13 protein-coding genes are annotated in these 14,299 nt (G+C 38.2%); 7 read left to right on the top strand and 6 right to left on the bottom strand.

All coding sequences use genetic code 11. The annotated features are described in order from the left end of the window. Positions 1-7 precede the first annotated feature (7 nt). Positions 8-892, bottom strand: a complete 885-nt coding sequence (locus tag MN086_RS06315) for a Sir2 family NAD-dependent protein deacetylase (RefSeq protein ID WP_248575169.1) — start codon at positions 890-892, stop codon at positions 8-10. A gap of 238 nt (positions 893-1,130) precedes the next feature. Between MN086_RS06315 and MN086_RS11015 the strand changes: the two genes are divergently transcribed. Together MN086_RS11015 and MN086_RS06305 are read left to right on the top strand one after the other, a co-directional pair. Beyond that, on the top strand, positions 1,131-1,265 hold the full coding sequence (locus MN086_RS11015; protein ID WP_371875219.1) for a ClpX C4-type zinc finger protein: 135 nt from the start codon (positions 1,131-1,133) through the stop codon (positions 1,263-1,265). Positions 1,266-1,515: 250 nt separating this feature from the next. Beyond that, positions 1,516-1,791 carry a hypothetical protein gene (locus MN086_RS06305; RefSeq protein ID WP_248575168.1) on the top strand — a complete coding sequence of 92 codons (276 nt, stop codon included), beginning with the start codon at positions 1,516-1,518 and terminating at the stop codon, positions 1,789-1,791. A 6-nt stretch (positions 1,792-1,797) separates the two neighbouring features. Here the strand turns inward: MN086_RS06305 and MN086_RS06300 are convergent, their stop codons facing one another. Together MN086_RS06300 and MN086_RS06295 are read right to left on the bottom strand one after the other, a co-directional pair. After that, positions 1,798-2,592 carry a nuclease-related domain-containing protein gene (locus MN086_RS06300; protein ID WP_248575167.1) on the bottom strand — a complete coding sequence of 265 codons (795 nt, stop codon included), beginning with the start codon at positions 2,590-2,592 and terminating at the stop codon, positions 1,798-1,800. A 46-nt stretch (positions 2,593-2,638) separates the two neighbouring features. Next, complete coding sequence (locus MN086_RS06295; RefSeq protein ID WP_248575166.1) at positions 2,639-3,253, bottom strand: PIN domain-containing protein; 615 nt, start codon at positions 3,251-3,253, stop codon at positions 2,639-2,641. Between the two features lie 739 nt (positions 3,254-3,992). Here MN086_RS06295 and MN086_RS06290 point away from each other — a divergent pair. After that, the gene (locus MN086_RS06290; RefSeq protein ID WP_248575165.1) at positions 3,993-4,913 is read left to right on the top strand and encodes an Ig-like domain-containing protein; all 921 of its coding nucleotides are present in this window, start codon (positions 3,993-3,995) and stop codon (positions 4,911-4,913) included. 171 nt (positions 4,914-5,084) lie between these two features. On the opposite strand, the gene MN086_RS11010 is transcribed toward MN086_RS06290, so the two are convergent. Together MN086_RS11010 and MN086_RS06285 are read right to left on the bottom strand one after the other, a co-directional pair. After that, positions 5,085-5,219: a hypothetical protein gene (locus tag MN086_RS11010; protein ID WP_255344705.1), complete on the bottom strand. Its 135-nt coding sequence runs from the start codon at positions 5,217-5,219 to the stop codon at positions 5,085-5,087. 220 nt (positions 5,220-5,439) lie between these two features. Continuing rightward, positions 5,440-6,168 (bottom strand): Sir2 family NAD-dependent protein deacetylase, encoded by a 729-nt coding sequence (locus tag MN086_RS06285; protein WP_248575164.1) that lies wholly within the window; start codon positions 6,166-6,168, stop codon positions 5,440-5,442. 315 nt (positions 6,169-6,483) lie between these two features. Here MN086_RS06285 and MN086_RS06280 point away from each other — a divergent pair, with 315 nt between their 5' ends. The 4 genes from MN086_RS06280 to MN086_RS06265 all read left to right on the top strand — a co-directional run bounded on the left by MN086_RS06280 (position 6,484) and on the right by MN086_RS06265 (position 11,276). Next, a complete protein-coding gene (locus MN086_RS06280; protein WP_248575163.1) occupies positions 6,484-7,443 on the top strand; it encodes an L-threonine 3-dehydrogenase in 960 nt (319 codons plus the stop codon). Next, entirely contained in the window at positions 7,433-8,653 is a 1,221-nt protein-coding gene (locus MN086_RS06275) for an aminotransferase class I/II-fold pyridoxal phosphate-dependent enzyme (RefSeq protein WP_371875202.1), read from the top strand. Before MN086_RS06280 ends, MN086_RS06275 begins: the two co-directional genes overlap by 11 nt. A 181-nt stretch (positions 8,654-8,834) precedes the next feature. After that, the gene (locus MN086_RS06270) at positions 8,835-9,401 is read left to right on the top strand and encodes a DedA family protein (protein ID WP_248575162.1); all 567 of its coding nucleotides are present in this window, start codon (positions 8,835-8,837) and stop codon (positions 9,399-9,401) included. Positions 9,402-9,596: 195 nt separating this feature from the next. Beyond that, on the top strand, positions 9,597-11,276 hold the full coding sequence (locus MN086_RS06265; protein ID WP_248575161.1) for a long-chain fatty acid--CoA ligase: 1,680 nt from the start codon (positions 9,597-9,599) through the stop codon (positions 11,274-11,276). Positions 11,277-11,292: 16 nt separating this feature from the next. Here MN086_RS06265 and MN086_RS06260 read toward each other — a convergent pair whose 3' ends face one another. Then, complete coding sequence (locus MN086_RS06260) at positions 11,293-14,124, bottom strand: AMP-binding protein (protein ID WP_248575160.1); 2,832 nt, start codon at positions 14,122-14,124, stop codon at positions 11,293-11,295. Between the last annotated feature and the right edge of the window lie 175 nt (positions 14,125-14,299).

Raw genomic sequence — 14,299 nt, 5'->3', positions numbered from 1 at the left:
GATTGTGTTACAGTTCATACAGTAGGTTTTTTAAAGCATTTAGAACACCTTTATTAATATGAAAATCTACTTTATAGATATTATCCACCTCGGGATTAATCCGAATTAGTGTTGCATTTTTAAATTCACGAGCATATTTTTGAACATGTTTTTTGAGTCCTTCGGCACCCACACCGATTTCTAAAATAACAACTTTTTTATCTAAATTGTTTTGTTTCCACCGCATAAATGAGTCGGCACTTTTTTGTCTTTCTTCCCAAATATAACTCTCATCTGTATCTCCAAACATAAATATATTTGGACGAGCAACACTATGACAATTTGGGCAATGTGGTAATGGATCTTGTGCAGTCATGGATAATGTATCAATTTTAATACTCATGTTTTTATCTACATCCCATGAAGAACGTTGGCAGGGAAGAGTACATTGAAGTTCAAGTATACTTCCATGTGCTTCATGTAACCTGCTTTTTGTGTATCCAGATTTTATGAAATGTCCATCTACATTCGTCGTGACGACAAAATAGTTTCTTTTGGAATGAAGAAAGTATAATAGTAGATAATAGCCAATATGTGGTTGTATATTTTTATAGAGCTCATACTGATGGCCAAAAAAACCCCATGCAAAATTAGGATCACTGGTAAAACCATATGGTGACGCCATGGTTTGATAATCTTTTCTCAGTTCTCTGTATGGTGGATAATCATTCCAAAAACCTTCTTCATCTCTATAGGTTGGAAGTCCTGAGTCTACACTCATTCCTGCACCTGCACAGACTAAAATAGCATCTGATGCTTGTAATGTACAATTAATACAAAGTTTTGATGATCTGTTGATAGGATTTATTGGAGTTTCTTTTTCATTGCATCTGTGGCATTTTTTTATTGTCATTGTTATTCCTTAAGAAAGTGACGTAAATATAATACATCGTTTTATTGTGTTAATTTATATCCATCTTTTGTTGGATGGGTATTAAAAGATTTTATAAAGTTAAGTTGACAATATATGTCTTTATGTATGAGTAGAATACGGTTAGCTATCTAAAGAAGTAAATTATTCGAAATCATACTTTTTTAAAATATAATAGTCGTAGAGGGCGAAAATATTTAAAAGTTGATTTGATAAATTTATTGTCAAGAAATCAAGCATAAAAAAATGTAGTTTTTGTGGTTGTAATGAAAATGATATAAATCCTCTGATTGCTGGAGATGGTGCATATATCTGTTCAAACTGTGTTGTAGCAGCATATAAAATACTCTTTTAGGATCAAGAAAGTGAAGAGATATATACAAATGAATTTGGTTTACAGAACTTAATACTATTAGAAAATAATACCCAATGAGATAAAGTTATTACTGAGAGATAACTATACACAGTTGTTAAAAATGACCACATAATACTATATTATGTGGTCATTTTTTATGTAATGAAACTACACGAAGTATATTATGATTTAAATATTATATTAAGGATGTATACTTTTTTAAATAAAATAATTTTTAATAAGGGCAATCATGAAGAAATTAGTTTGGTGTAGCTTTATATCTATAAGTTTGTTAAATGCGGGTTCTATATTTGGTGATACTGAAGAAGAAAGAACTGAAAGTCAAAAGAAGATACTAGGCACGGTTGGAAAGTCTGTTATTGAAATATTCAAAAATGCGGGAAAGTTAATTGTCTCTCCTGTTACAGATAAAGTAAAAGAAGATAATCAAAAAAAACAAGAAGCCTCTGAAAATAAAGAAAGAGCAGATGCAAAGAAAAAACTCCTAGAACAGATGAAGAATTAATATAATTTAAACATTGGCTAGTGCAGCAGTGTATCTACATCTAGGGTAACTGCTACAACCATAAAACTCATTTCCTTTATTTATACCTTGTTTAGCAATACGTAAAACTAGTTCACTCCCACATTTTGGGCATGAGTTATTATTCTCTTTTTCTTTAACTATATTTTTAACATGCTTTACATGTTCTCTATGTGTTTTTAATGTTCTAGAAAGTCTACCTGATTCTATTATTGAAATAATTTTTTCCACCTCATTTTGAGATAAGACTTTGATTGTTTTAGATTTTATATACCTAATGAGACCACCAGCATAAGTTACATTTTCTGGCATCACTGTTTTAAAAGTACTATCTCCTACAAAAACGACAACTGAAAATATTTGACTAGGGTCTATATTAAGAGCTGATTCTATTGTCTTTGTATGTTTATAGTTTTGGTGTAAAGGATTTTGAAATTTACTTGTATGTTTATAGATTTTTTGAGTCCAGGTTTTTTGCTTTTCATCACCAAAAATCCAACCTTTCATATTTTTTGTTTCAATAACAAAAATACCATATTCAGATACAACAATATGATCAATTTGAGTAGTTCCATCTTCTGTAGGGAGCGTTACATTTTTTATAAGATGGTATTTGTCTTTGTTTAGTCTAATATTCAGAACAAAATTTACAAGCATTTCACCTAGTAGACCCTTAACAAATGGAGTGCTAGAAAATAGAATGATTAATAGTATAGGTATGAAATACCAATTATGCATTATCATTGATACAAGAGGGGAGAATATAGTTGAAATGTCAATCACTGAAAGAACCTTTATATTTTAATTATTGAGATATATTGCATTACTACTATTTGAAGTTATAGTGAACTTTTGTTTCTTCAATTCTAATAAGCTTTTTTTGAGCTAGTTTATCAATTAATGTATCCAGTTCTTTGTCACTTAAAACTTTCATAAATAAGGCATTAATAGTATTTGATAGTGTTGTAACCTTTCTTGGTTTTGCATTACCTCTTGATGTCAAATAATCCTTAACTGTTTGTATTTTTTCTTCAAGTGTTTTTGAATTGGATATTTTTAATGCAGGGATATCAATAATTTGCTTATGACGTTGAACTAATATCTTTTTATTTCTTAGATGTTTAATTAGTACATCAAAACCAGAATCTTTAGAAATAATATGAAAATATCCATTTGGGTCTTTTTCAAATAAGCTACCAAGATAAAAAGTCACATGAAAATCAAGAGCATTTTTCCCATTACCTTCAATTTTTACATACTCTGCATTCGTTCCTAGCATTTGCATTGAGGTAACTAATTCAATAGGTATTTTATTTTGACTTGATCCTACAAATAAAATAACTTTAAAAGGATAGTCTTTGGGTAAATCAAATGATAAAGGATGAACATTCTCATAATCAATAAGAATGTAATTTGTTCTTACATTTTTCTCAATCTTACTCATAAGTTTCTTTAAGTCCTAGCAGTTTTTTGATAATTATAAATTAGTATAACTATTTATATGTTATATCTTTGTCATATTTTAGTAGAAAAAATGGTTTAAGAATTTTTTTATGATTTGGCAGACTCTGCCAAATTTGTATGTTATTTGTATGCCAACAGCCAACTATTTAATTTATTCATGCCCTAAAATAGGGCGTTTTAGGGATTTGTCCTAGTGTTCGAATCCCTCACTGTCCGCCACTACTTATTTAATCCCCCCCAAAAAACCTATTTAATTGTAAAAAAGCTAATCCATAGTTATGATGTTTTACTTAACTATTATTTACTTTCATATATTACATATATACTTGAGAAGAAAGCATTCTATAGGTTAAAGTTCTAAGGGTTTGGATGTGGTTGAAGTATGTATTCCCATCGGGGAGAATGGGAACGAGCAAAAAATATTTCAAATTGTCATAGTTGTAATGATAGCAACCAAAAGGGGAGGAAGTTTAAAGTTGAGGAGTTAATCATGAAAAATAAATTTCATGTTTTTGGTTGCTATGTAGAAGAAGTTTATATGATTTACACTAACGGAATGTAAATACTGATTTCTCCTTTCTCCTTGTTTGGACGGTGTACGTGGGAACGAGGAGAAACAGTAACATAATATAGTAAGTTATTATATAAAGTAATATAGATATAGAATTTTATTAGCATGTTTTATATATAATTTATGCATCTTTAAAAAAGGGGAAAAGATGAGACAAAAATTAGGGAAATATATTTTTCTTATAAGTGTGTTGATATTTCAAACATTAATATTAACAGGATGTGGGGATGAAGAAAAAGATGTAGAAGTTCCAATGAATAGTGTAGATGTGATGGTTCATGATTTTGAAAGAAAAAACTATAGTGAGGGGGTAGAACCTTATGAACTAGTGAAATATCCAACGCATGGCACGGTAAAAATTGTTCCTGGAACTATTACGAGAAAAATTTGTTTTAATCCTTATGGCTGTAGTGGGGGCGGCGATAATGTTGATTTTGATGTTTATAAAGTATTATACACACCTACAACCGATTATATTGGTGAAGACTCTATCCAACTAACTGAAAATTCTTATGATGATAATCTGAATAAAACATCTATAACAACAACCATAAACATAAATGTTATTAAATCAAACCTTACAAGGGGTAATTATAATAATGCACCCATGGCAGATGATAAGAATATTACAGTTGATTACGAAACTCCAACAGACTTCAAGTTAACAGGTAGTGATAAAGACAATGATACATTCACTTTTGTGATTGAAACCAATACATCAAACGGAAATATTGTTTTAATTGATGAAACTACGGGTGATGTAACATATACACCGAACCAAGGTTACAGTGGACCGGATCACTTTACCTTTAAAGTAGTTGATGAAAATCAAGCATCCTCTAATATTGCTGATGTAAATATCACAGTTAAAGACTTATGTGATATGGATCCTACTGCTACGGGATGTCCTTTGGATCCTTGTGTAATAAATAATCCATTGACAACACCTGGATGTCCAGGGTATGATCCTTGTTTGGTGGATCCTACTGCAACGGGATGTCCATTGGATCCTTGTATATTGGATCCTTTCTCTCAAGCGTGTCAAGATTCGATATCTAATAACCTTTGATATGGATTTCTACTACAGTGATTAAACGATAAAAATGAGTAAGAGTCTGGATTTGAGGACGGATCTAGTACATAAAAAAGTAAAAGTTTTTAAGATAAAGGATACATGCCCAAAATCGGGCATGTATTAAAGTAGGATTATTATCCTAAAAAGCGGGAGAAGTAAGGGTTATTAAAACACCATATCCAAGTGCGGCGATGTTTCAGGGATATAGATACCTGCGTCATCATACGCTGCCATGTGATGTGCCGAAGCTACCGATGCCAAACCTGCTACAAAAAGTAGTGCTATCATAATTTTTTTCATATTTTTCCTTTCTTTCTTTAAAAGATGAGAGAATTGTAAAGTAAAAGTGTGAAATAAGTATGAATAAACAAGATTTAACAATATACTCTTTCAGCACATTGAAGAAAATGTAAAGTCATTATATTTTAAGGCGTTTAAGGGATTTAATCTAGTGTGTGATTCCCTCGCTGTCCACCATACACTATATAAAATCTATAAATACCATATAATGGATTTCTAATTATAATCGACCATCCATATGATCTTTGATAATAGCCATCATGTCATCCATTGCTTCACCCGCTTTTTTTTGAATGAAATGCTCAAAGTACTCATCTATGTATGTATGAGGGTCAAATTTACTTGCAGTCCCATGACGTTTAGGATCAATAAGAATAGAGTGTTTAAACTCTTTTGCAATGGGAACAATGTCGATCACAGTGCCGCTGGTACCAATAGCGATGAAAAGAGTACTATGTCTGATAGCCTCTTGGATGTGGCTGTACTCTGGTGCAGCTTCGCCAAACATGACAACATTGTGGCGGACCCTTGTATTGCCACAATGCGGACAATATTCATTGCCTTCTTGAGGTGCATAACCAACATTAAACGTCTCTGTACAAGCTTCACACCGTAGATCAGTGAGTGTACCGTGAAGGTGTATCACATCTTTGGCACCCGCTTTCTCCATAAGGTTATCTATATTTTGGGTCAGGTGGATGAGTCTACCGCGATAGTCATGTTCAAGTTGGGCCAGCACCTTATGCGCAGGATTAGGCTCTTTAAATTCAAGATCACGTCTTCTTTCGTTGTAAAAACGGGTGACATATTTGTGATCTTCGATCCACCCTTGCGTAGAGCAGACTTTCATGACATCGTGATTTTCCCAAAGGCCATCATGGTCCCTAAAGGTATGGATGCCACTTTCAGCAGAGAGTCCGGCACCGCTTAATATCATAATCTTTTTCATGTTAACCCTTCTTCATAATACTCCTTCATTATACGACAATTCATAGAACGAAGTAAAGACAATGATCAGTATGATTATGTCGTCATGAAAAAATATCGACTGTATAGTCATTTGGCAGAGTCTGAAAACCTGTATGTAATGTTTCCTATTGGTTCACTAGAATGATGCTACAATAAGTAAGAATTTTTCTTAAAAGATGTCTTGAAAACAGTAGAACTTACAAAACAAAGAAGGTTAGACCTTAATAAGAGATATGGCTTGTTGAATCCTTCCATGTTGGCAGGGAAAAAATATTATGATGCAACAGGAAAAAAAATGAAACGGATATTAGTCACCGGTGCAACAGGTCAGATAGGCTCTGAGCTCGTCCCTGTTCTCAGAGATAAATATGGAAGAGACAATGTAGTGGCTGCGGGACACCGTAGGAAGCCCGATGATGCATTTATTGATTCCGGCCCCTATGAGATCATTGACACGACAGATGACGAAGCCATTTCAGCTCTTGTAAAAAGGTACAGCATTGATACTATCTATCATCTTGCAGCGCTTCTTTCGGCAAAAGCGGAAGAGAACCCCCAGCTTGCATGGCATGTCAATATGAATGGGTTACAGACGGTCCTTGAAGTTTCCCGTCACTCTCACTGCATGCTCTTCTTCCCTAGCTCAATCGGGGCCTTTGGGCCATCCACACCACCGGACAATACCCCTCAGGTGACTATCCAGCGTCCCAATACGCTTTATGGTATTACAAAAGTGGCTGGTGAACTGCTTTGCGACTACTACGTTAAAAAGTATGATATGGATGTCCGCGGAGTCCGCTTTCCCGGCTTGATCTCCTATAAAACACCGCCAGGTGGAGGAACAACCGATTATGCCGTTGAGATCTTCTATGCTGCTGTAAAAAACGAACCCTACCGATGCTTTCTGAAAGAAGGAACGCGTCTGGACATGATGTACATGCCCGATGCCATTCGGGCGGTCATCGAGCTTATGGAGGCGGATGCGGGGATGCTGACCCACCGTAATGCCTATAATATCACGGCTATGAGTTTTACTCCGGAGCAATTATATGATTCCATTAAAAAAGAGCTCCCCGATTTTAGCATGACTTACGAAGTCGACCCCATAAGGCAGGAAATCGCCGACAGCTGGCCTCATAAAATGGATGACAGCGCAGCAAGAGCCGAATGGGGCTGGCAGCCCGAATATGATATGGAATCAATGACGAAAGATATGATCGAACAGTTGAAAAAGGAGAACTCCAATGTCACTTGAAAAGCTTGAAATTCCTTTAAAGCAACAGCTTGAAGCCATAGATTCAAAGGGTGCCAGTAAACGGCATGAAAAGATCATCACCGGGATCATGGGAGCAGAAGGTGGTTTCGGACCGAGGGTTACCCTCGAAGGAGAGGGAAATAAGTCTTTCTTGCAGATGAATTCCAACAGCTACCTAGGCTTATCAATAAATAAAGATGTCATTCAAGCCGAAGAGGAGGCGTCATACCGATTTGGTAGCGGGCCGGGTGCCGTCCGTTTTATCAGCGGTACCTTTGAGCCTCATGTGACACTCGAAAAGAAACTGGCCACCTTCTGCAGTAGAGAAGCCGCAATGATCTTCAGTGCCGCCTATTCTGCCGTTATGGGCGTCCTCCCGCAGCTTATAACAGAAGAGACGGTTGTCATCAGTGATGAATTGAACCATAACTGCATCATCAACGCCATCAGGCTGGCACACCCCGCTGAAAAAGCGGTATATAGGCACCTTGATATGGAAGAGCTTGAAGGTACCATCAAGCGATACTCCGGCAAATGCAGACGGATCATCGTTGTGACCGACGGTATTTTCAGTATGCGGGGAGACCATGCACCCCTTAATGAGATCGTTGGTATCTGCAAAAGATATGAAGAAAAGTTTGAAGAGGGGATCATTACGGTTGTCGACGACTCACACGGTGTGGGGGCCTTCGGTAAGACCGGTCGGGGAACAGAGGAGGTGACCGGTACAAAAGCCGATATCCACATTGCAACCCTCGGAAAGGCCCTCGGCGTCAATGGCGGCTATGTGGTTTCGAGTGAAACCGTCATTGATTATCTGAGAGAGACAGCCCCTTTTTATATCTTTTCCAATCCCATTACCCCCTCTGAAGCAGCAGCGGCCATGAAGTCTCTTGATATACTTGACAGCCCCCATGGTCTGAAATTACTAGAAAAGCTTCGCACACTCACCCGCCAGCTTGAAGAGGGGTTAAAAGATCTTGGTTATGAAATCATACCGGGAGAGCATCCCATTGTACCTCTTATGATAAGGGATACAAAAAAGACTTCCAGACTAGTGAAGCATCTTTTTGAGAATGGCATTCTTGCCACAGGCCTGAACTTTCCCGTAGTTCCAAAGGGAGATGAGGAGATAAGGTTTCAGGTTTCTGCCAATCATACAGTAGAAGATATCGATTACGTGTTGGGAGTTTTGAAACGTTTTTCGTAATCGTAGAGACATAGAGAAGAATATAGATAAGATGCATATGGTATGCAGAATAAGGGGTTTCAATAGTTCCAATCCCTCACCGTCAACATTGAATTCATTAATATAAAAATAGCCATATTATGTATGTATTATAAGGTTATATTTACAATTAAGTATAATGATAAAATAAGGATAAAAAAGTATGTTGGAAGAATTTACACCACTTGTTTCACAATATGGTTTATGGATTGTATTTTTTGGTATGATGACTGAAGGAACCATTATGATCATTGTCTCTGGGATATTGTGTTATTTTGGGATGTTATCTTTAGAAGAGACGATACTTGTGGCTATATTTGGAGCACTTATAGGCGATCAGTTTTGGTACTTTGTAGGTAGATATTATGGTCAAAATATACTAAACAGATTTCCATTACTTCAACAAAGAATAAAAAAGCTTGAAGACTCTGTAAAAAAACGGGGAATCTGGTTAGCCTTTAGTGGACGATTTATTTATAGTGGTGCGATATTGTTTCCTGTAACACTGGGTACTTATGGGTATCTTCATAAAAAATTTACTCTTTTTAATACACTGGGTATCATAGTATGGAGTATGTTGGGAATATCATTAGGGTACATATTGGGTACAGGTGCAGAACATGTTTTTGGAAAAATTAAAAAGATCGAACAATTTATAGCACTTGTATTGATCATTATTATTTTAGTTTGGGTTATAAAGCCTTATTTCAACAGTAGGGAAAAAGTTTGAAATAGTGAAGTTGAAATAAAGACATTAAACCTTCTTGACTTTTTTTCTCAGGATAGGTTATGATGAGTAAAAGTGAATTTATAAGACAGCCACTAAAAAAAGAAGGGGTTTGTGAATGGAACGGTTATTCTCTTTTTACTTCTATTCATTGTACTTTTCTTTGGACCATCTTCTCCGATCAAAAAGGAGAGATAGATGATATATGATGAAAAAATTTGGTTAAAGTATTATGATCAGGGTGTACCTGCCACTTTAGAGTACCCTAAAGTACCACTTTTTACTTTTTTGGATGAGTCAGCTTCCAAATATCCCCACAACAGGGCTCTCTCCTATCTGGGGAATGATATCTCTTATAGCAAGCTTGATAGACTGGTAAACAAAGCTGCAAATGCTCTTACAGACCTGGGTGTACAAAAAGGTGATCGTGTGGCACTTTATCTTGCCAATACACCCCAGTTTATTATTATGTTATATGGTATTTTGAAGATAGGCGCTATTGCTGTTCCTATCAATCCTCTTTTTAAGTCTGCAGAAGTGGCATACGAGCTTAATGACTCTGGTGCTAAAAGTGTGATCGTTATGAGTCGTTTTTATCCGATCATCCAAGCGATCAAAGAGGAAACAGTGCTTAAAAACATCATTGTTACAAATGTCAAAGAGTACTTCCCCCTCTTCACCAGGACCCTCTTTACTCTTTTAAGAGAGAAAGAGGATAGGGTGAGTATAGATGCGACAGATTATTGGCTGGAAGAGTTGATGCAGCAAAGCAGTGATAAGAGGACTGATACAGGGGTTGAACCTGAAGATATAGCGTTACTGCAGTACACCAGTGGCACAACAGGTACACCTAAGGGTGTGATGCTCAGCCACTACAATCTTGTCGTCAATGCACTTCAGTGCAGGGCATGGGTGACTGATACGGTTGAAGGCCAGGAGCGTGTGTTGGGATGGCTTCCTTTCTTTCACAGCTTCGGTATGACAGCCTGTCTGAGTTATACGATGAGCTGTGCGGGCACACTGGTATTGACTCCTAATCCCAGAGACTTGGCGTATATTTTAAAAACGATGGAAAAAGAGCAGATCACGATCATGCCGGGCGTACCTACAATGTATGCAGCATTGGGTAACTATAAGAGTGTGGCAAAGTATGATCTCAGTTCTGTAAGGGCATGCATTTGCGGAGGTGCACCGTTGATAGAGAGTGTCAAAAAAAGGTTTGTGGAAGTGACAGGTTCAAAACTGGTTGAAGGTTATGGACTTTCAGAAGCATCTCCTGTAACCCATGCCAATCCGATGAATGGTCTAAATAAACCTAACTCCATCGGTATACCCATGCCCGATACAGAGTGTAAGATCGTTGATCTTGAAAAGGGGAGAGAAGAGATGGAGGTGGGAAAAGAGGGGGAGCTTATCATAAAGGGTCCGCAGATGATGAAGGGGTACTGGAAACAGACTGAAATGACAAATGAAGCGATAAGAGAGGGTTGGCTCTATACCGGTGATATTGTCAAAATGGATGAAGAGGGCTATTTTTATGTGGTTGACAGGAAAAAGGATATCATCATCGTTAAAGGATTGAACGTATCACCAACAGAAGTGGAAAAGGTGTGCTTCACCCACCCTAAAGTCGAAGATGCAGCGGTTGTGGGTATTCCGCATGAGTACAAAGGTGAAGAGATAAAGGCATTTATAGTGCTAAAATCGGACCAAGAGGCTGAAGGGTACGAGATCATCGAATACCTTAGAGAACACCTGGCAAGATTCAAGATCCCATCATCTGTCGAATTTGTAGACGCATTACCTAAAAATGTCATGGGTAAAGTGATGCGTCGCTTGCTGCGTGAGAGGGAGATGAAGAAAAATACAGAGGGCTAAGCGTGCTCTATGATATTTATGCAATATCCGGTTCGCCACAGTGCCGCAAAATAAATTCGCGGCTTTGATCGCGCAAATCTATAGCTACATCCCACTCTTTTACCTCTGTTTTGGATCTAATCTTCTCCGGATCGATAGGGCTACCTATCTCTATGTGAACCGGACTGTGATGAGGGAACCAGGAGGTATCTTGCAGTATCGATCGTGTACCTCTGATCGCTATGGGAATAACCGGTACATTTGCCCCAGCTGCAATGCTGAATGCACCCAACCGAAACGGCATAAGACCGGGAACCCGGTTGAAAGTCCCTTCAGGGAAAAAGAACAATGCATGGCCTGATTCGAGGACGGTACGAAGATGTTCTGTATCACGAACACTTTTAGTAATCTCAAAACGTTCAACAAATTCCGTATGGATCTTTTCCAATGGTAGACGGGTATAAAAGTCTTTAGTGAACTCGGACTTGGCAATAAATCGAAAATGACGTGGCAGCGCTGCTATGAGGACAGCGGCATCAAGAAGACTTGCATGATTGGCAACCAAGACGCAAGATGTTCCTTCAGGTGGAAGGTTCTCAACACCATTGACTCTGAGCGGTGTGGCAGTTGCATAGGCTAGAAATTTTGTACAGCCTTGTAACATACGCCATCGCATGGAAAACTTTGGCAAGAGTATCATAGAGAGCCATGCAACCGGTGTAACCAAAGCAAAGACGGACCAACTATATAAAGCAAAGAAAAGGCTGCCAAGATAGTGTTTTAGACGTCCTAATCCAGGTTTGATACCGCTAAGGCCTAGTCTGACTACCTGCCATACTATATTTTGGGGCTTTTTAGTGATCATTCCTTTTTCATAACGTTCACGGCTTGCAGAACGTCTGATCTTTCCGCTTGAAGTCTTTAGAACGCTCCCGGGAGGTACTAAGAGAACTTCATCTGGCGGTATTCCGGTCAGATCGATCGACAGTGCATTGATGTCGTTACGCAATCTTTGGTGTTCATTCGGATCTTCACTTCGTGTTTCAGCTAAAATAACCAGTTTTTCTGTCTGTTTTTTTTGATCCATACTGGCAAATACTGCCACACACCCCTTTCGGATATTTGGTATATCTCCTACCATCTTTTCCAGTTCATCCGGATAGATATTGCGTCCGGCACGTATGATAATGTCCTTGATCCGTCCGGTTACATAAAGTTCTCCGTTGGCAATATAGGCCAGATCACCTGTATCTAGCCACTCTCCGTCAAAAAGGGTTTGCGTCTTTTTGGCATCACGGTAGTAGCCGCTGGTCGAAGAGGGACCACGAAACTCCAAACGTCCTTCTTGACGTTCAGGAAGTTCATGTCCCCTGTCATCTACGATTCTGATCTGGTGTCCAGGAAGAGGCAACCCGCAACTGACAAATCTTAAAACATTGCTCTCATTCTGTATTGTATTTAAGGCACTTCCTGTACGAGTGAAAGTCGTGCGGTCTATATGGTCGATATGTACACCACGACCGAGTGGCGGAAATGCCAAGCCGACGGAAGATTCTGCAAGGCCGTAAACAGGCATCATCGCATCTTTGTTAAATCCAAACGGTGCAAATCGTTTAGTGAACTCTTCTACTGTTTCAGGGCTGACTGCTTCTGCTCCGTTGAATGCAGCACGCCATGAGCTAAGATCCAAGCCCGTCAGATCGGTATCTTTTAAGCGATGCATACTGTACTCATATCCGAAGTTTGGTGATGCGGAGAGTGTACCCTGATATCGGTGGATCGCCCATAACCAGCGTTCAGGTCTGGCCAAAAAATCTAATGGTGACATGACTACAAAAAGTGCAGAGTAGTAGAGACTTCCAAGCCAGGCACCAATAAGGCCCATATCATGATAAAGCGGCAGCCAACTGACAAAAACATCTTTGGGGCCTGCTTTGACAACTTTCCCCATGGCTCTGATATTATTAAGAAGATTGGCATGTGTCAGTACTACGCCTTTAGGGTTTCCTGTACTTCCTGACGTATATTGTATAAATGCGATATCCTGATTATGTATGCTTGGAAGTATTGCACTTGAGGAGGAGTCCTTCAAGTCAGCAGTGGATACGATATCTTGAAGGTTAGGGACCAGCGATTTTAGAAGCTTTGCAACATGCTTGGCTTCAGGTACGGTAATGAGGATTTTAGCACGGCAATTATCTAGTATTCCTGCATGTCTTCGTATGTGGTCCTCAAGCTGTGAAGGGCGTGCAGGTGGATAGATGGGTACGGGTATGCCACCGGCCATCAGTATGCCAAGAAATATGAAAAAATAATCCGGACTGCTGGGTAACATGATTGCGATCGGCTGACCAGCTTCTAAGCTATGTTGCTGCAACAGAGTTGCGACATTTTCGGCACCTTTTCCCAGCTGAGCGTAAGTGATGACATCGCCTTGACCATCATCTTGGTAGAACTTGATATGGGGACGATCCGGATGCTGTGTTATATGCCATTGCAGTACATCTACGAGGGTTTTTGCTTCAAAAGGTGTTCCTTTTGTTTCATCGAGTGTTATTGGGGAAATTTCCGAATCCTGAAAGGTAGTGTATGCTTCTTGAGTACCAAGCAGCATACGTAAAATGTCCCGTGGTGTTTCTGCTTCAGAGTAGCTACGTTCTGGTAGTGAATGTTTGAATTCATTCTCAACCCTTGCGATCAGTTCAACACGTGAAAGACTGTCCAGACCAAGCTCTTCTTCAAATCTACTATCAAGTGTAATATCCTCAGAAGAAAGATGATGCGGATGTATCTCTGTAAGAAGTTCACTGATAACTTTTAAGAGAACTTGAGCACTTTTATCAGCTTTAGACTTGATTTCATATTTCATGATGTACATCTTTTCAGTAACAGATTCTATGATAATCATAACAGATAACAAGTTAGAGAGTACTGCTTTTATAAAATTATAAAGTTACGAATAGTAGAGTTGGAGATGGTAAAAGACGAAAATGATGCTAGAATAAGTAAGGATCTTTTTTTAAAGATATGATTGAAATATAGAA

The sequence above is a fragment of the Sulfurovum sp. XGS-02 genome, assembly GCF_023213175.1.
Classification (GTDB): Bacteria; Campylobacterota; Campylobacteria; order Campylobacterales; family Sulfurovaceae; genus Sulfurovum.
This window is presented reverse-complemented; position numbering and strand designations above follow the sequence as displayed.

Excerpts from the sequence above, each read along its gene's own strand:
- MN086_RS06315 (WP_248575169.1), bottom strand. The coding sequence starts at position 892 with ATGACAATAAAAAAATGCCACAGATGCAATGAAAAAGAAACTCCAATA.
- MN086_RS06305 (WP_248575168.1), top strand. The coding sequence starts at position 1,516 with ATGAAGAAATTAGTTTGGTGTAGCTTTATATCTATAAGTTTGTTAAAT.
- MN086_RS06295 (WP_248575166.1), bottom strand. The coding sequence starts at position 3,253 with ATGAGTAAGATTGAGAAAAATGTAAGAACAAATTACATTCTTATTGAT.
- MN086_RS06290 (WP_248575165.1), top strand. The coding sequence starts at position 3,993 with ATGAGACAAAAATTAGGGAAATATATTTTTCTTATAAGTGTGTTGATA.
- MN086_RS11010 (WP_255344705.1), bottom strand. The coding sequence starts at position 5,219 with ATGAAAAAAATTATGATAGCACTACTTTTTGTAGCAGGTTTGGCATCG.
- MN086_RS06285 (WP_248575164.1), bottom strand. The coding sequence starts at position 6,168 with ATGAAAAAGATTATGATATTAAGCGGTGCCGGACTCTCTGCTGAAAGT.
- MN086_RS06280 (WP_248575163.1), top strand. The coding sequence starts at position 6,484 with ATGAAACGGATATTAGTCACCGGTGCAACAGGTCAGATAGGCTCTGAG.
- MN086_RS06275 (WP_371875202.1), top strand. The coding sequence starts at position 7,433 with ATGTCACTTGAAAAGCTTGAAATTCCTTTAAAGCAACAGCTTGAAGCC.
- MN086_RS06270 (WP_248575162.1), top strand. The coding sequence starts at position 8,835 with ATGTTGGAAGAATTTACACCACTTGTTTCACAATATGGTTTATGGATT.
- MN086_RS06265 (WP_248575161.1), top strand. The coding sequence starts at position 9,597 with ATGATATATGATGAAAAAATTTGGTTAAAGTATTATGATCAGGGTGTA.
- MN086_RS06260 (WP_248575160.1), bottom strand. The coding sequence starts at position 14,124 with ATGAAATATGAAATCAAGTCTAAAGCTGATAAAAGTGCTCAAGTTCTC.